The following is a 16753-nucleotide window of genomic DNA, read 5'->3' on the forward strand; positions in this document are numbered from 1 at the left end:
CCCGCCCCGACACGTCGAAGGAGACGCATCGATGACCGCCCCCGCACCCGCCCGCAGGCGCCGCTCCGGCATCCGCGGGCACGAGGCCCGCTACGGCTGGCTCTTCACACTCCCCGCGATCCTCGTCATCGGCGTCTTCCTCGTGCTGCCCATCGGCCTCGCGCTGTGGGTCAGCGTCAGCAATTGGAACGGCCTCGGCTCGCCATTGGGTCCGACCGCGCAGTTCGTCGGCGCCGACAACTACCAGGCGGTGCTCACCGAGCCGGGCCTGGCGCAGAAGGACTTCGGCACCTCGATCCGCAACAACCTCTACTACGTGCTGCTCGTGGTGCCGCTGCAGACGGCTCTCGCGCTGTTCCTCGCGGTGCAGGTGAACCGGCGCATCCTGCGCGGCCGCGGGTTCTTCCGCACCGCCTTCTACTTCCCCTCCGTCACCTCGTCGATCGCGATCACCGTGATCTTCCTGTTCCTCTTCAGCGCTTCGGGCGTCGTGAACGCGGTGCTCGGCTGGTTCGGCGCCGACGGTCCGACCTGGATGGCGGACCCCTCGGGGATCCTGCACAGCGCCCTCGGCGCGGTCGGACTCGACGGCTCCGGCCCGCTCGCTGCCGCTGCTCCGCTCGGCCTCACCTGGTGGGACTGGCTGTCGGGCCCCTCCGTCGCCATGTGCGTGCTGATCACGATGGCGATCTTCACCACGTCGGGCACCTTCATGCTGCTGTTCCTCGCGGCTCTGCAGAACATCGGAGCCGAGATCGACGAGGCGGCACTGATGGACGGCGCGGGGCCGCTCCGCAAGTTCTTCTCGGTGACCCTGCCGATGCTCAAGCCCACGCTGTTCACGGTGCTCACCCTCGGCCTGATCGGCACCTGGCAGGTCTTCGACCAGATCTACCTGACCGGAGGCGGCTCTCCCGGCAAGACGCTGCTCACGCCCGCGTTCCTCGCCTACGAGTCCTCGTTCACCGACCTCCGCTGGGGCCAGGGCGCGGCCATCGCGTTCATCCTCTTCTTCATCATCGTGGTGCTCACGCTGCTGCAGCGGGCGCTGCTGCGCGACAAGGGCGAGCCCCGCACCCGCCGACGTCGCGCGGCCCGCGCCGACGCCGCCACGACCCTCACCACGGGAGGTGTGCGATGAGCACCCTGATCGACTCCGGCACCCGGGCCGTCGACGAGACGCCCGCCGCACCGCTCCCGCGCCGCCGCGTGCACCTCGGTGCCCGCGGACGCGCCTCGCTGATCGGCGGCTACCTGCTGCTGATCGCGCTCGCGCTGGTCTACATCTACCCGTTCCTGATCTCGGTGGCGTCGTCGTTCAAGACCGATGCGGATGCGACGTCGAACCCGCTGTCGCTGCTCCCCGCGACCTGGTCGTTCGCCTCGTACGAGCGGCTCTTCACCGATGTGCCGCTGCCGCTGTGGACCCTGAACTCGGTCATCGTGACCGTGTTCGTGACCATCGGGCGCGTCTTCTTCGACTCGCTCGCCGGCTATGCGCTGTCGCGGCTGAACTTCCGCGGGCGGGGCTTCCTGTTCGCGCTGTTCATCGGAGTGATGAGTGTGCCGGCGGTCGTCCTGCTGATCCCGCGGTTCCTGATCCTCAAGCAGCTCGGGCTCTACGACAGCTATGCGGGGATGATCGTGCCGCTGATCGTAGACGCGGCGGGCATCTTCATCATGAAGCAGTTCTTCGACTCGATCCCGCTGTCGATCGAGGAGGCCGCGCGGATCGACGGGGCCGGCGTGTTCCGCACGTTCCGCTCGATCGTGGTGCCCATGGCGCGGCCGGCGATCGTGACGCTGTTCATCCTGTCGTTCCAGGGCTCGTGGAACGAGTTCTCGCACTTCGTGGTCTCGCGGCAGTCGCCGGAGCTGAACACGCTGACGACCGGAGTCGCCTCGCTCGTCTCGGGGCAGCTGGGCACCGGCAACCAGTACCCGCTGCAGTTGGCGGCGGCGGTGCTGATGTCGATCCCGGTGGCGGTGCTGTTCTTCGTCTTCCAGAAGCGGATCATGAACACCACCGAGGGTGCCGAGAAGGGCTGACGCCGCGACTGCGGGCGCTGGCGGATCTCGATACGGCCGCTCCGCGCCCTACTCGACGCTTGCTGGCCGAGTAGGCCGCGCAGGGGCGTATCGAGACCCGCGTCTCCAGGAGTCGGGGGATCTCGATACGGCCGCTGCGCGGCCTACTCGATCAGCAGGGGGAGGCGGTGCCGCCTACTTCGCGAGGAACTCGAGGACGCGGGCGTTCCACTCCTCCGCGTGGCTGACGTTGACGCCGTGGGGGCCGCCCTCGACGACGTGCAGCTCGGAGCCGGGGATTGCGGCGTGCGTGCGCGCGCCCGAGCCCTCGAACGGCACCGTCGCGTCGCTGTCGCCGTGGATGACGAGCGTGGGGACGGTGACGAGCGGCAGGTCCTCGCGGAAGTCCGTGGTCGCGAACGCCGTCATGCAGGCGAGCGCGGCGACCTTCGACGACTGCTTCGCGAGGGCGAGCGCGTCCTGGCGCTGCTCCTCCGAGACGACGAGCGTGCCCTCCGCCGAGAAGAACTGCGTGGTGAAGTCGTCGTAGAACGCGTCCTGGTCCTTGGTGAGACCAGCCGTCATCTCGGCGGCCTGGGACTTCTCGAGCGGGCCGTCCGGGTTGTCGGAGCCCTTCATCAGGTACGGCGGCACCGCGGAGGCGAACACGACGCTGCGCAGGCGCTCGGTGCCGTACTTCGAGAAGTAGCGGGCGACCTCTCCGCCGCCCATCGAGAAGCCGACCAGCGTGACGTCCTGCAGGTCGAGCTCGGTGAGGAGCGCGTGCAGGTCCTCGGTCAGCGTGTCGTAGGTGTAGCCAGTGAGCGGCTTGTCGCTGCGGCCGAAGCCGCGGCGGTCGTAGGTGACGACGCGGTAGCCGGCGGCGGTGAGCGCCGGGACCTGCTCCGACCAGGACTCGCCCGAGAGCGGCCAGCCGTGGATCAGGACGATCGGGCGGCCCGAGCCGCCGGTGTCGTCGACGTGGAGGTTCGTGTCCTTGAAGAGGCCGTGGTGCGCGGTGATCTCGGTCATGCGGGTTCTCCTTCCGGCGCCGTCCGTCGGCGTCGATGGTGGTTCGAAGGAGACTAGGCAGCCGGATGGGGAGAGCGCCCGGACGGCGGGGAGGCTTGACAGCGGCCTCCCCGCTCCGTCGGTGATCAGGCCAGGTCGTCGACCGCGGCGAGGATCTCGTCGGTCTCGGTGCGGGTCGTGTAGTCGACGTGCACGTCGGCGAAGCGCACGACGCGGCCCGCGTCGACCACGAGCACGGTCGGGAACGGGATCGCGGGGGTGTCGTCCGCGTTGGAGTCCTTCACCGCGAATCCGAGGGACGTGTGCGCCTCGATCGCCGCGTCGCTCGGAGCCGTCACGATGCCCAGGCGCCCGGCGAGGGCGTTGCCCGGGTCCGAGACGACGGTGAAGCCGAGCTCGCCGTCGCCCGTCGACCGCGAGCCGTCGGCGGTCTGGGGGCTGATCGCCACGAACGCGACGCCGCGCTCGCGCAGGGCCGGGGCGAGTGTGGCGTCGTAGTGGCGGAGGGTGAGGTTGCAGTAGGGGCACCAGGCGCCGCGGTAGAAGACGAGCACGGCCGCGCCGTCGCCCAGCACGGAGGACAGCGCGACGGAGTCGCCGTCGACGGTGAGGACCGTCGCGTCCGGCAGCCCGTCGCCGGCGGACACGGCGTGGTCGGGCACTCCGGCCGAGACGAGGTCGGCCTGCTCGCCGGCGAAGACCGCCGCGAGGTCGTCGCCGATGGCGGCCGTGAATCCGGTGGTGAACTCGGTGGACTGCTGGCCGATCGTGGGGGTCGCGTTCGTGGTGGGCATCGTCGTCTCCGTCCGGCGCCCGCTGCTCGGCCGCTCCAGCGGCGATCGTAGGAGGGGCACCTCGACACCCGCAGGGGGGACGTCATGGTTCGTCACAGGCGGGGCGGCCGGGAACGACGGACGCCGCCCCGGCCGAAGCCGGGACGGCGTCCCTGAGGGGTCGTGCCTACTGGAATCCGCCGCCGCGGTCCTCGTGGTCCTCGATGGGGTCGGAGTCGGGGGCGTCGAGGGTGAAGGTCACGTGGACCGACTCGCCGACCTCCTTCGCGGCGACGGCGGTGTAGACGAGGTGGGTCTCCTGGCCGTCCACCGCCGCGTAGACGTCCACCTCCTTCTCGTAGCCGCCGTCGGTGCTGACGCGGGTCTCGGTCTGCCCGTCGAAGGGGCCGCCCTGGAAGAAGGCGAGGTAGCTCTCGCCCTCGGCGAGTTCGCGGATGTCGTTGCTCATGGTCCAGGTCTACCACTCGCGGTCGGGCGTCCGCCGGGCCTTGCGGTGGCGACGGAGGAGCGGGCAAGAGTGCGCGAGGCTCACGGGTGCGCCGAGGGCGGCGCTCGGAGGCGAGAACGTAGGATGTCGGGGATGACGATCGGACGCCGCACCTTCCTCTCGGGAGCCGCCACGGGGGTCGGTCTCCTGGTCCTCGCGGGCTGCACGCCGCCGCGTCCGACGCCCACCCGCTCGGTGACGAAGGCGCCCGTGCCCACGCCGAGCACCACCGCCGTTCCGACGCCCTCGGCGTTCGTGCGCTCCGCCTGGGGCACCGATCCCTTCGCGCTCGGCAGCACCTCCTACCTGCCCGTCGGAGCGACTCCCGAGCACCGCGACGACCTCGCGCAGAACGTGCTCGACCGCGTCTTCTTCGCCGGGGAGGCGACCGACTCGTCCGAGCCGGGCACCCTGCAGGGCGCCTGGAACTCGGGCGTCCGCGCCGCCGGCGAGATCGCGGCGGTCGCGGGCGACGGAGAGCGCATCGCGATCGTCGGAGCGGGGCTCGCGGGGGCGATCGCGGCGCGCCGCCTGGTCGACGCGGGCTACGACGTCACCCTCGTCGAGGCGCGCGAGCGCACCGGGGGCCGCATCGCGACCACGCAGCCCGACGGCTGGCCCGTCGCGGTCGACAGCGGAGCCTGGGCGCTGGCCGGCGCCGGCCCGGCCCTGCGCGAGAGCGTCCTGGACGCGGGAGTGGGCACCACTCCGATCGACCTCGCGGCGATCCGCTCGGTCGCGCCCGACGGCTCCGTCCTCGACGTCGGCACGACCGGCGCCGACGCTCTGACCCGGGCGCTGGAGTGGGGGGCCGAGCAGTCCGAGGACGTGCCGCTCGCCGAGGCCTTCGCCGGGTCCGGTGCCGCCGACCCCGCCGAGGCGGAGGCGGGCAGCGGCGACGGCGAGCCCGAGCGGGTCGCCGCCTTCCTCGCGGGAGGGGCGGCGCTCACGACCGGAGCCGCCCCCGCGGAGCTCTCGTCCTGGTACGGGCTCGGCGACGCCTCAGCGGCGACCACGGCCCAGGAGCTCGACGACGACTCCGAGCGCGCGGACGCCGTCCTCACCGACGGCCTCGCTCCGCTCGTCGCGTCGCTGCTCGAGGACGTCGAGGTCTCGCTGCGCGCCGTCGTCAGCGGCATCGGCTACGACGAGGAGGGCGCCAGCGTCCGCCTCGCCACGGGGGAGTCGTTCTCGGCCGACCGCGTGCTGGTCACGGTGCCGATCGGCGTGCTCAAGACCGACGCGATCGTGTTCGATCCGCCCCTGCCGTTCGCGCACCGCACCGCGATCGCGGCGATCGGCTCCGGTGTCGTCGAGACGCTGTGGCTCCGCTTCGACGAGTCCTTCTGGGATGCGGACGCCGACGCGGTGTCGGCCGTGCGGTGGTCGCTCGTGGGCTCGGAGGCGGGCATCACGGAGTGGGTGAACCTGCAGCCGGTCACCGGAGAGACGGTGCTGATCGGCCTCGTCGGCGCCGATCAGGCGCTGTCGCTGCAGGCGCTCAGCGACGACGAGCTGCTCACGGTCGCGGTGACGGCGCTGGAGCCGTTCGCCGTCGTCCCCGACTGACCAGCTCGCGCAGCCTCGCGAACGGGCCGCGCCACTCCGCGGTGTGCGACTCGCCCAGCGGGCGGACCCGGCTGAGCGCGACGACGAACGCCGCGATGCCCGAGATGAGCCCGAGCACGATCACGTCGTAGACGACGTACATCACCGGGCCGTCGACCTGGTCGGGGTCGAGGAAGAAGTACGGGTACCAGCCGATGAGGGCGCCGCGGACCAGCGTGATGACGCCCCAGACCACCGGGAAGCCGAGCACGGTGAGGGTCGAGCGCCACGGCACGGGGCGCCGGCCGGGGCCGAGGATCCAGTCGAGCATCGCCAGCGTCGGGATCACGAAGTGCAGCAGCGCGCTCGACCACGGCACGTCGACGCGGACGCCCCGGTTGCCTGCCTCCACGGCGATGAGGCCGAAGACGATGCCCGAGACGACCATGTAGGTCAGCACGAGGGCCCGCACGGTGCTGAGCCAGCGCGGCTCGCGGGTGCGGGCGAGGGCGACGAGCCCCGAGAGGCCGAGCAGGACGACTCCGGCCATGTTCGACTGCGTGGTGAAGTAGGCGAAGAAGTTGTCGATCTGGAACGCGCGGAAGCCGAGGGTGTAGAAGAAGTCGGCGACCAGGCCCACGACGCCCAGACCCGCGAGCGCGAGTCGGAGGATCGCGAACGCCTTCCGCACACCCGCTCCGATCCGTCGTCACCTGAGTCCGGCGGGCCGGACGTCCGTGCGATTCTACGGTCGCGCTCCTCCGAGCTCCCCCCGCGCGGGTGGTCCGGCGCGGGACCGGCTGTCGCTTCCCGACGCCCGCCGTCGCCGTCGGGATACCGTGGAGCATGCCGTTCACTCCGAGCCACGCCGTCGTCGCTCTGGCCTTCAGGAACGGCCGCATCCCCGCGAGCGCCGTGGCCTCCGGCGCGGTCATGCCCGACATCGGGATGTACCTGCCCTGGGAGGGGGCCCGCGCCGCGACCCACTCGCTCCTGGGCGTCGTCACGGTCGACCTGGCGCTCGGCGCCGTCGGGCTCGCCCTCTGGTTCGTGCTGCTCGAGCCCGCCTGGCGCGACCTCGCGCCGCGGATCGTGCGGATGCGCTTCCGTCCGCGTCGACCGTCGCCGCGGGGTGCGCGCGCGTGGGTCACGGCGCTGCTCCTGACGGCGGCCGGCATCGTGATCGGAGCCGCCACGCACGTGGTCTGGGACGCGTTCACCCACCTGTCCGGCGCGGGGGTCGTGGCGATCCCCGCGCTCGAACGCGAGCTCGGGCCGTTCCCGGTCTACAAGTGGCTGCAGTACGGCAGCGGGGTGCTGGGGCTCGTGGGCCTGGGCATCGGTGCGCTGGTCTGGTACGTCGCGCACCGGCCCCGCCCCCTCGCTCCCGACGGGCGCACCGCAGTCCGCCTCGCGGCCTGGTCGGTCGTGCTCGCGGCGGCCGTCGTGCCCGTCGGGATCGTCCTCGCGGTCGCGGGCTTCGATCCGCTGGCCCCCGAGTACCGCTCCTCGGTCGTCGACGCGGCGATCCTCACCGTGATCTGCACGGGAGGCGCGGCCCTCGCCATCGCGCTCCTGCACCGGCTCGTCGTGTCCCCGGCCCCCCACCTCACGGCGGGTGGGGATCCGTCGTGAGGAGGATGCGCAGGTCCATAGCCCGCCGATAGCGTCGAGATCGGCCCGTTGGGGCGGGCCGCCTTCGGGGGAAGGCACAAGGGGAAATCGAGGGCTCGCGGCCGATGGCCGCGGGCCCTCTATCCGTTCACGGGCGGCGCCCGCACAATCTCAGCGGCGTCGTGTCGCAGAGCCTCGGCCGGGAGGGCCGCTCGTCCGCGATCGTGGCCGACGCCCCGTCTCGGCGGAGGTTCTGCGCCGGATCAGCGGCGCTTGCCGCCCTTCTTGGTGCGGACGGCTGCCGCGGTGCGGGAGTGGCTGCGCGGCGCGCCTTCACCGGCAGCGCCCTTGGGCAGCACGGACGCCGGAGGGATCGGCCGACGGGTCACGGGTCGCACCGGCTCCCCGCGGCGGGCCTGGCCCGGGATCGGCCGCGAGCGGCGGCCGTAGATCAGCTCGGACGAGTCGAGCAGCCACGGCACCAGCGCCACGGTCACCCCGTGCACGAGCAGGAGCTTCTGGCGGATCCGGCGCGACTTGTGGTTGTGGAGGAACGACTCCCACCAGTGGCCGACGATGTACTGCGGCATGTACACGGTGGTGATCTCGGACCCGTGCTCGAGGCGGTGCGCCTTGATGTACTTGATCAGCGGGTACGAGATGTCGCGGTAGGGCGAGGCGACGCAGCGCAGCGGCACCTGGATGTCCATCCGCTCCCAGTCGGCCTTCAACTGGGCCGTCTGGGCGTCGTCGATGGAGGAGTGGACGGCCTCGAGCGTCTCGTGCCGGGCGGCGATGGCGTAGTCGAGCGCCTTCAGCGTCGGCTTGTTCATGCGGCCCACGAGCACGATCGCGTGGTCGCCGTTCGCTCCGAAGGTCGTGGTCGGGTCGACCTCGATCTCCTTCTCGACGTCGCGGTAGTAGCGGTAGACGCCGGCCATCAGGACGCCCAGGATCGGCATGACCAGGTAGACGAGCCAGGCGCCGTGCGTGAACTTGGTGATCGTGACGATCACGAGGACGACGAAGGTCAGGGCCGCTCCGAAGAGGTTGATGCCCAGGCTCGTGTAGACGGTGCGGGAGCCCTCGCCCTGCTTGATGAGCCGGATCCAGTGCTTCACCATGCCGGTCTGCCCGAGGGTGAACGAGACGAAGACGCCGATGATGTACAGCTGCACCAGGCTCGTCAGCGAGGCCTGGTAGACGAGCAGGATGATCGCGGCGACGAGCGCGAGGATGATCACTCCGTTGGAGTAGATCAGGCGGTCGCCGCGGGTGTTGAGCGACTTCGGGGCGAAGCCGTCGCGGGCGAGCACGGAGCCCAGCAGCGGGAAGCCGTTGAAGGCGGTGTTCGCCGCGAGCAGGAGGACCGCCGCGGTCGCCGCTTGGATCACGAAGAAGAGGATCGAGCCGTTGCCGAAGGTCGCGGCGGCGACCTGCGCGATCACGGAGCGCTGCGGAGTGTCCTCGCAGCCCGCGAAGCCGACGAGGTGGCACGCGTCCTCGGCGTAGTGCACGTCCGAGACGAGGGCGAGCGCGGTGAGTCCCACGAAGAGCACGATCGCGATGGAGCCCATCGCCACGAGGGTGCGCTGCGCGTTCTTCACCTTCGGGGCCCGGAACGCGGGCACGCCGTTCGAGATCGCCTCGACGCCGGTGAGGGCCGCGCATCCGCTGGCGAACGAGCGCAGCAGGAGGAGCACCACGGCGGCCTGGGTGAGCTCCTCGGCGCGGACGGTGTAGCCGGCCGACTCCGCCACCGGCGCGTCGCCCAGCAGGGTGCGGACGAGGCCGACGACGACCATGACGAAGACGCTGACGACGAAGAGGTACGTCGGGATCGCGAACGCTCTGCTCGACTCCGAGACGCCGCGGAGGTTCACCGCGGCGAGCAGCACCACGAAGAGGATCGCGAGCTCGACCCGGAGCGGCGCGAGCTCGGGGACCGCGGAGATGATGTTGTCGACTCCCGAGGCGACCGAGACCGCCACGGTGAGCACGTAGTCGACCAGGAGCGCGGAGGCGACGGTGAGGCCGGCCGTCTCGCCGAGGTTGGTGCGGGCGACCTCGTAGTCGCCGCCGCCCGAGGGGTAGGCGCGGATCAGCTGCCGGTAGCTCAGCACCACGACGAGCAGCAGGACGACCACGCAGGCCGCGACCCACGGCGCGAAGGTGAGGAACGAGAGCCCGCCGAGCAGCAGGATCATCAGCAGCTCCTGCGGCGCGTAGGCCACGGAGGAGAGCGGGTCGCTGGCGAAGATCGGGAGCGCGAGCCGCTTCTTGAGGAGCTGGCCCTCGAGCTTGTCGCTCGAGAGGGGCTCCCCGATGAAGAAGTGCTTCGCCGTCCGCAGTTCGCCGGCGTCGGAGGCGGAGGCCAGCGCGTCGGACCCGGGGCCCTCTTTAGTCACGAGCGACGACATTACTCCGTGCGCAAGGCGAGTCAAGCCGTCGGGAGTGCAGCCGTGAGCGGGCTGATCCGTCGCTGTGACCGGGGATTTTCCGACAGTCGTCGGCCAGGGGCCAGGCGGGCGTCGGGCAGGCCTCAGGGGCGGGACGCCGCTCCGATGAGGCGGGTGAGGGAGTCGCGGATCGCGACGAGGTCGTCGAGGGGCAGATCGAGGCGCTCGACGATCTGAGGAGGCACCTGCAGTGCCTCCTCGCGCAGCGCCGCCCCGGACGGGGTGAGCGCGACGTCGAGGCGGCGCTCGTCCTCGGTGCTGCGGGTCCGGGTGACGTGGCCGTTCGCCTCCAGCCGCTTCACCAGGGGGCTGAGGGTGGCGGGCTCGAGGTGCAGCGCGTCGCCGAGGTCGCCGAGCGAGCGGGGGCTGCGCTCCCAGAGGGCGAGCAGGACGAGATACTGCGGATGCGTGAGGCCCATCGGCTCCAGGACCGGGCGGTAGAGGCCGATGACGGTGCGCGCGGCGACGGCGAGCGAGAAGCACACCTGGTTCTGCAGGGCGAGCGGGTCCGGTTCCACCCGCTCATCCTGCCACTCGTCGTGACACGAATGATTCGTGCCCTCACGGATTCGCGCGGCCGATCCGGGCGGCCGCGAGGCGCACGTCCCCGTTCGGGGGTCACCGGTTCTCGTGCGGGGAGGAACAGGATGAGCCCATGAACCGTCTCCGCTCCGACTCCGCCCGTGTGGTCCAGTACTCCCGCTTCGGCGGTACCGACGTGCTCGAGGTCGCGGAGGTCGAGAGGCCGGTGCCCGGCCGGGGCGAGGTGCTCGTCGAGGTGCTCGCCGCGGGCGTGAACCACATGGAGGCGTTCATCCGCGAGGGCCGCTTCGACTCCGACCACTCCGCCGTCTTCCCGATGCGCCAGGGCACCGACCTCGCCGGCGTGGTCGTGGGCCTGGGCGAGGGGGTCACCGACCTCAAGCTCAAGAGCGACGTGGTCGGCCACGCGCTCGTGGGCTCGCACGCCACCCACGTGGTCGTGCCGCGCGAGAACCTCGTGCCCAAGCCCGCCTCGGTCAGCTGGGAGGTCGGCGGCGCGCTGTTCCTCGCCGGTGTGACCGCGTGGCGAGCACTCGAGGCGGTGCACGTCGCCGCGGGCGACACCGTGGTCGTCTCGGCCGCGGCGGGCGGGGTCGGCAGTCTCGAGATCCAGCTCGCGAAGCTGCGCGGGGCGACGGTCATCGGCACCTGCGGCGAGCGCAATTTCGACTACCTCCGCCAGATCGGAGTGAAGCCGATCGTCTACGGCGACGGCATCGCCGACCGCATCCGCGAGGCCGCTCCGGGCGGCGTCACGGCGTTCCTGGACAACTTCGGCGGCAACGACGAGCTCGCCGCGTCGCTGGGCATCGAGGGCAGCCGGTACCACTCGAGCGACGACCGCAAGGAGATCGAGCTCCGCGCCGTCTGGCCCGACGCCGAGACGGCGGCGCAGGACACCGAGATCCTCGGCGAGCTGGTCGGCCTCGTCGCCGCGCAGAAGCTGCGCGTGCTCGTCTCGGGCTTCTACCCCTACGGCTTCGTGCAGGACGCGTTCGACGACCTCGAGAAGCGGCACTCGCGCGGCAAGATCGTGCTCGGCATGAACCCGGTCGACTCGGCGCGGGTGATGAAGGCGCGCGACGTGCACGACGCGCAGCGCTGAGGCGGGTCGGCCGGCGCGACTCCGCTGATCCACCGGCGCTCCTCCGCCGGTCCGCTCCGCGCGCCATGATGGTGCCCGGAGGCGCGCCGTCCGCGCCCCGGGGAGGGGTCCTGTGGAGGAGCCGGTCGTCGCGATCGTCTGGATCGTCTCGTTCGTCGTCGTCACCGTGCTGGTGACCGGGCTCTCGGGCCGGGTCAACTGGTCGGCGCCCGTCGCCCTCGTGGCGGTGGGCGCGCTCGCCTCGTTCGTGCCCGGGATCCCCGAGGTCGTGGTCGAGCCCGACGTGGTGCTGTTCGGGATCCTGCCGCCGCTGCTCTACGCGGCGGCGATCCGCACCTCCGTGCTCGACGTCCGGGCGCGCGGCGACAGCATCCTGCTGCTCTCGGTCGGCCTGGTCGTGTTCACGGTGCTCGTGGTGGGCGCGGTGGCCTGGGCGGTCGTGCCCGCGATCTCGATCGCCGCGGCCCTCGCGTTCGGGGCGATCGTCGCTCCGACCGACGCGGTGGCGGTCACCGCGATCGCCGGACGGCTCCGCCTGCCGCGCCGGATGCTCACGGTGCTCGAGGGCGAGAGCCTGCTCAACGACGCCACCGCGCTCGTCGCGCTGAACGCGTCGATCCTGGCTCTGGCCAGCACCGTGACTCCGGGCGGCGTCGCCCTCGACTTCGTGCTCGCCGTGGTCGTCGGCGGAGGCGTGGGCATCGTCGTCGCCGTGGTGCTGGGGGCCGTGCGCAAGCAGGTGCAGTCCTCGGTGCTCGACACGAGCCTGTCGCTCGTGACTCCGTACCTCGCCTTCATCCCGGCGCAGCTGCTGCACGGCTCGGGGGTGCTCGCGGTCGTGGTCGCCGGGCTCTACCTGGGCTTCCGGGCGCCGGTGATCCAGTCGGCGCAGGCGCGCATCGCGGAGTCGCTGAACTGGCGCACGATCCAGTTCCTGCTCGAGAACGCGGTGTTCCTCTTCATCGGGCTGAGTCTCGCGTCGGTCGTCGAGGCGACCGCCGACTCCGGGATCGGGCTCTGGCAGACCGTGGGCATCAGCGCGGCCCTGCTCGCGACGCTGATCGGCAGCCGCGTGCTCTGGATGATCATGACGACCGTGCTCTACCGGCACGGGCCCCGGCGGTTGCAGCAACGCGGCTGGACCTGGCCAACGGCGATCGGCGTCTCGTTCGCGGGGATCCGCGGCGTCGTCACGCTGGCCGCCGCGTTCCTCCTGCCCGAGGAGACGCCGCAGCGGGAGTTCCTGCAGTTCCTCGCCTTCGTGGTGGTGGCCGGCACGCTCGTCGAGGGGCTCGCGCTGCCGAGCCTCATCCGCGTGCTGAAGCTGCCGCCGCCCAACGACATGCAGGAGCACGTCGAGAAGCAGATGCTGCTCGCCGAGGCGCAGACGGCCGGCCTGGCCCGGCTCGACGAGGAGCCGCAGGACGGAGTGGAGGAGCGGGTGCTCGACCGGCTGCGGCGGAACGCCACGTTCCTCGCGGACGCGCTCGAGAACCCGCCGGCGGCCGAGGACTCGGAGCCGCTGACCCACTCGTACAACCGGCTCCGGCGCGCGATGATCGCCGCCGAGCGGGAGGCGGTGCTGCGGGCGCGCGCCGAGGGGCGGTACCAGGAGCCCGCCGTGGTGAGCGCGCTCGCATTCCTCGACGTCGAGGAGGAGGCGCTGGCGGTGGGGCGGGAGTAGGCGCGCCGAGTGGCGCGTTCGAGGGCGGAGAATGGGGTGTCCTGCGCGTGCGGACGCGGAGGAGGAGCATGACGGGCTCGGAGGCACTGCCCGAGACGACCGCGGTCGTCGTGCCGACTCCTGCCGACCGCCTGCGCGCGACCGTCGCCGACACCTACGAGCGCGGCGTCCTGCTCATCGGGCTCGGCGTGCCGATCAGCGTGCTGGTGGTCCTCGGCAAGATCGCCCTCACCGTCGCGGCGCCGTCGCTGTTCCTCTTCGCGAACGTGGTCGTCACGGCGGCGGTCGCCGTCTCGCGGGTGCTCGTCTTCCGGGCGCACCACTCCCGGCGCGGCGTGCGGGTCGACTTCGCCGTGCAGCGGCGCCTCTACCGGATCATCGGGCGGATGATCGCGATCAGCGCGGTGCTCTACACGGCGGCCTCCGCGTGGGAGTTCGTCGACGACTCGCCCGAGGCGGCGTTCCCGCAGCCGATCGCGCTCGCCCTGGCGGTCATCGCGCTGACCGAGCTGACGTTCGCGATCGTGGGCACGATCACCGCCCGGCGGCAGCGGGCCCTGCTGCTCGAGGCCGCGCGCCTGGCGAACATCGCGGCCGCCCTCGTGCTGCTGGTGCTCGCGCAGACGGCGCTGCTGAGCCTGGTGCAAGCGGAATCGCAAGGCCGGATCGACGCCGTGAGCGGCATCGTGATGGGCTCGGCGGCCGCGCTGATCGGCCTCGGGATGCTCGTGCGCTCGCGGATCCCGCGCGGACGCTTCTCGCCGGATCCGCTCGAGCGGGCGCGGCTCGACGACTGAGACGTGCTGAAGGGCGGGGATCCCTCACGGGTTCCCCGCCCTTCAGCGGTGTCTTGCGGGTCGTCCCGGTGTCAGTTCAGGGTCGAGCGGACGGAGGCGCGAGCCTGCTCGAGGGCCGACCGCAGCGCGTCCACGCTGGCAGGCGTGACGGAGCCCTGCGAGGCGGCGGTGCGGAGCTCGGCCCGCAGCTCGTCGCGGAACTCGGTGAGCAGCACCTCCGCGTCGCGCAGGGCGAGGCGGGAGGCGGTGCGCGCGTCGGACGGCGCGGGGGTCGACTCCTGAGCGGGCGCGGCGGCGGGCTCGTCCTGCGTGCGCGGGGGCTGCTCGGCCGAGTGCTCGGGGGTGCGGTCGCCGCGATCCCCGCGTGCGTCGCGGGCCGCGCTGGCGAGGTCGGCGCGGAGGCTCTTCATCGCCTCCGCGACGCCCAGGCGGACCTCGTCGGCGAGACGGCGGACCGAATCCGTCAGCTCGTCCTCGATGTCGCCCAGATCGGTGGCGCGGTTCGCGAGCTCGGCGCGGCCCTCGTCGGTGATCGAGTAGACGGTCTTGCGGCCGTCGGCCTCCTTGGTGACGAGCCCCTCCTCCTCGAGCTTCGCGAGGCGCGGGTAGACCGTGCCTGCGCTCGGGGCGTAGGTGCCGCCGAAGCGGTCACTGAGGGCCTGGATCAGCTCGTAGCCGTGCTTGGGCGCCTCGGCGAGGAGGCTGAGCAGGTAGAGGCGCAGGCGTCCGTGCGCGAAGACGGGGCTCACAGCGCGCCTCCGTCCATCGGGCGCTGGTCGTCGGTCGACGAGCCGGCGTCGGGCGAGCCCCAGCCGGCGCTCTCGCCGACGGAGGCGGGGGCGCCGGCGCCCGCGGTGCTGCGGCGCACGACGACGACGTCGCCGGTCACCGAGTTGGCGGCGATGTCGACCCACTTCGAGTCGAGGGAGCCCGTGGTCGAGGTGTAGCCGCGGCCGAAGGTGCCGCGCACAACCGAGCCGTCGAGTTGCAGGGTGCCCGAGACGGTGTTGATGCGGTAGCGCGCGCCGAGGCCCTCGTCGATGCGGACGGTGAGGTCGCCGCTGACGGTGTTGGCCTGGATCTCGTCGGGGGTGCCCTCGGCGTCGACGAAGACGCTGCCCGAGACGCCGTCCACCGTGAAGCGGGTGAGGGCGCCGGCGGCGGTGACGTCGCCCGAGACGGTGTGCGCGGCGACGCGCCCGGTGTGGTTGCGCACCGAGAGCTCGCCGTGGACGGTGTTCACGTCGATGTCGCCGTGCAGGCCGTCGATCACGACGTCGCCGCCGACGGTCGAGACGCGGGCGTCGCTGTGCAGGCCCGAGACGAGGCCGTCGGCCGAGACGGTGTCGAACTTGAGCGCGACACCGCCGGGGACCAGGAGGCTCACGTCGGCGCGGTCGCCGCGACGGCCGAGGCCCTTCACGACCTCGACGATCGAGTCCCAGCGCAGCTGGATGTGGTCGATCTCGAGGCGGTCGCCGTCCATCGAGACCTTGAGCGGGCGTCCGCCGACGCTGTGGACCTCGACACGGGCGGTCGGCTCGTCGTGCGCGATGACGTCGATCTGACCTCCGACCAGGGCGATCTTGACGGAGCGGACGACATCGAGGTCGATGACCTTCGATTCGCCCGCCTGCACGAGCCATTTCTCGAGCGACATGCTGTCCTCCTTCTTCTTCTCGCCCCGGAGTGGAGCGGATGCGTGTGACGCGATATATCGCGAGTGGTGAGAGTCACGATATATCGCGTTTTGCGCACGCGGCAAGAGTGCTCAGCGATTCCGAAGGCTCGTCGCTCCCGGCTCGGCCGAATGCGGGCCTTGCGGTTGACGCAGCGTCAAGCCGTACGGTCGCTCCTGTCGACGGATCGCGGTGAGAGAGGAGGGCGTCGTGGAGCAGGAGTGGTCGGTGCAGGAGGTGGCGCGGCTCGCGGGGACGACGAGCCGGACGCTCCGGCACTGGGGAGCCGTGGGCCTGCTCGCGCCCAGCCGGGTGGGGGCCGGCGGCACCCGCTACTACGACGCCGCGGGGCTCGTGACGCTGCAGCGGATCCTGCTGCTGCGCGATCTCGGCCTCGGGCTCGCCGAGATCGGGCGGATCCTGCGCCGCGACACCGAGCCGCTCACCGCGCTCGAACGGCACGTCGACGTGCTCGAGGAGGAGCGGCAACGCCTGGACCGCCGGATCGCGGCCGTCCGTCGCACCATCACGACCATGAGAGAAGGGAACGGGCCGATGGCCGAGGAGATGTTCGACGGTTTCGACCACGCGGAGCACCGCGAGGAGGTCGAGCGCCGCTGGGGTGCGCCGGCGTACGCCGAGGGCGACCGCTGGTGGCGGTCGATGAGCGCGGAGGAGAAGGAGCGGTGGACGCTCGCGCAGGAGGACCTCGCGGCCGACTGGATCGCCGCCGCCTCGAGCGGAGCGGATCCCTCCGGCGCCCGGGCGCTCGCCCTCGCCGAGCGGCACCGCGCATGGCTGGCCGGGATCCCCGGCACTCCGCGCGGCGCCGACGGCGGGCCGAGCGACGAGTACCTGCTCGGGCTCGGCGGGATGTACGTCGCCGACGAGCGCTTCGCGGTCCACTACGGAGGCGTCGAGGGCGCGCGGTTCGTCCGTGACGCCCTGCAGGCGCTCGTGGAGCGGAGGGGGTGAGCGGCGGC

At 72.0% G+C, this 16753-nt stretch carries 16 protein-coding genes; 8 read left to right on the forward strand and 8 right to left on the reverse strand.

Translation table 11 applies throughout. From position 1 onward, the window contains the following. Positions 1–31: 31 nt before the first annotated feature. Both ASF48_RS07605 and ASF48_RS07610 read left to right on the forward strand, forming a co-directional pair. Positions 32–1141, forward strand: coding sequence for a carbohydrate ABC transporter permease (locus ASF48_RS07605; protein ID WP_055789289.1), 1110 nt, complete (start codon positions 32–34; stop codon positions 1139–1141). Next, positions 1138–2049, forward strand: a complete 912-nt coding sequence (locus ASF48_RS07610; RefSeq protein ID WP_055789292.1) for a carbohydrate ABC transporter permease — start codon at positions 1138–1140, stop codon at positions 2047–2049. Before ASF48_RS07605 ends, ASF48_RS07610 begins: the two co-directional genes overlap by 4 nt. A 174-nt stretch (positions 2050–2223) precedes the next feature. On the opposite strand, the gene ASF48_RS07615 is transcribed toward ASF48_RS07610, so the two are convergent. From ASF48_RS07615 to ASF48_RS19340, 3 genes are all read right to left on the reverse strand, one after another. Continuing rightward, positions 2224–3060 carry an alpha/beta fold hydrolase gene (locus tag ASF48_RS07615; RefSeq protein WP_055789296.1) on the reverse strand — a complete coding sequence of 279 codons (837 nt, stop codon included), beginning with the start codon at positions 3058–3060 and terminating at the stop codon, positions 2224–2226. Positions 3061–3185: 125 nt separating this feature from the next. Next, positions 3186–3854, reverse strand: a complete 669-nt coding sequence (locus ASF48_RS07620) for a peroxiredoxin-like family protein (RefSeq protein WP_055789299.1) — start codon at positions 3852–3854, stop codon at positions 3186–3188. 166 nt (positions 3855–4020) lie between these two features. After that, positions 4021–4302, reverse strand: coding sequence for a hypothetical protein (locus ASF48_RS19340; RefSeq protein WP_055789301.1), 282 nt, complete (start codon positions 4300–4302; stop codon positions 4021–4023). Positions 4303–4434: 132 nt separating this feature from the next. Here ASF48_RS19340 and ASF48_RS07630 point away from each other — a divergent pair, with 132 nt between their 5' ends. Next, entirely contained in the window at positions 4435–5910 is a 1476-nt protein-coding gene (locus ASF48_RS07630) for an NAD(P)/FAD-dependent oxidoreductase (RefSeq protein ID WP_055789303.1), read from the forward strand. Here ASF48_RS07630 and ASF48_RS07635 read toward each other — a convergent pair. Then, positions 5861–6580 (reverse strand): Pr6Pr family membrane protein, encoded by a 720-nt coding sequence (locus ASF48_RS07635; protein WP_055789305.1) that lies wholly within the window; start codon positions 6578–6580, stop codon positions 5861–5863. The genes ASF48_RS07630 and ASF48_RS07635 overlap by 50 nt on opposite strands. 155 nt (positions 6581–6735) lie before the next feature. On the opposite strand from ASF48_RS07635, the gene ASF48_RS07640 reads away from it, so the two are divergent. After that, entirely contained in the window at positions 6736–7524 is a 789-nt protein-coding gene (locus ASF48_RS07640) for a DUF4184 family protein (protein WP_055789308.1), read from the forward strand. A 242-nt stretch (positions 7525–7766) separates the two neighbouring features. Here ASF48_RS07640 and ASF48_RS07645 read toward each other — a convergent pair whose 3' ends face one another. Together ASF48_RS07645 and ASF48_RS07650 are read right to left on the reverse strand one after the other, a co-directional pair. Beyond that, positions 7767–9923 carry an APC family permease gene (locus ASF48_RS07645; protein ID WP_082481122.1) on the reverse strand — a complete coding sequence of 719 codons (2157 nt, stop codon included), beginning with the start codon at positions 9921–9923 and terminating at the stop codon, positions 7767–7769. A gap of 122 nt (positions 9924–10045) precedes the next feature. Then, entirely contained in the window at positions 10046–10480 is a 435-nt protein-coding gene (locus tag ASF48_RS07650; RefSeq protein WP_055789311.1) for a MarR family winged helix-turn-helix transcriptional regulator, read from the reverse strand. A 137-nt stretch (positions 10481–10617) separates the two neighbouring features. Here ASF48_RS07650 and ASF48_RS07655 point away from each other — a divergent pair, with 137 nt between their 5' ends. The 3 genes from ASF48_RS07655 (at position 10618) to ASF48_RS07665 (ending at position 14091) form a co-directional block, all read left to right on the forward strand. Further along, on the forward strand, positions 10618–11610 hold the full coding sequence (locus tag ASF48_RS07655) for an NADP-dependent oxidoreductase (RefSeq protein WP_055789315.1): 993 nt from the start codon (positions 10618–10620) through the stop codon (positions 11608–11610). A gap of 112 nt (positions 11611–11722) precedes the next feature. Continuing rightward, on the forward strand, positions 11723–13294 hold the full coding sequence (locus ASF48_RS07660; protein ID WP_055789318.1) for a cation:proton antiporter: 1572 nt from the start codon (positions 11723–11725) through the stop codon (positions 13292–13294). Between the two features lie 68 nt (positions 13295–13362). Further along, a complete protein-coding gene (locus tag ASF48_RS07665) occupies positions 13363–14091 on the forward strand; it encodes a hypothetical protein (RefSeq protein ID WP_055789321.1) in 729 nt (242 codons plus the stop codon). Between the two features lie 71 nt (positions 14092–14162). Here ASF48_RS07665 and ASF48_RS07670 read toward each other — a convergent pair whose 3' ends face one another. Both ASF48_RS07670 and ASF48_RS07675 read right to left on the reverse strand, forming a co-directional pair. After that, positions 14163–14840 carry a PadR family transcriptional regulator gene (locus tag ASF48_RS07670; protein ID WP_055789325.1) on the reverse strand — a complete coding sequence of 226 codons (678 nt, stop codon included), beginning with the start codon at positions 14838–14840 and terminating at the stop codon, positions 14163–14165. Further along, the gene (locus tag ASF48_RS07675; RefSeq protein ID WP_235577210.1) at positions 14837–15751 is read right to left on the reverse strand and encodes a DUF4097 family beta strand repeat-containing protein; all 915 of its coding nucleotides are present in this window, start codon (positions 15749–15751) and stop codon (positions 14837–14839) included. The genes ASF48_RS07670 and ASF48_RS07675 overlap by 4 nt, the downstream gene beginning before the upstream one ends. A gap of 229 nt (positions 15752–15980) precedes the next feature. On the opposite strand from ASF48_RS07675, the gene ASF48_RS07680 reads away from it, so the two are divergent. Next, positions 15981–16745, forward strand: a complete 765-nt coding sequence (locus ASF48_RS07680; protein ID WP_055789328.1) for a MerR family transcriptional regulator — start codon at positions 15981–15983, stop codon at positions 16743–16745. Positions 16746–16753: the final 8 nt, after the last annotated feature.

This window comes from Rathayibacter sp. Leaf299 (genome assembly GCF_001423055.1).
GTDB classification, from domain to species: Bacteria; Actinomycetota; Actinomycetes; order Actinomycetales; family Microbacteriaceae; genus Rathayibacter; species Rathayibacter caricis.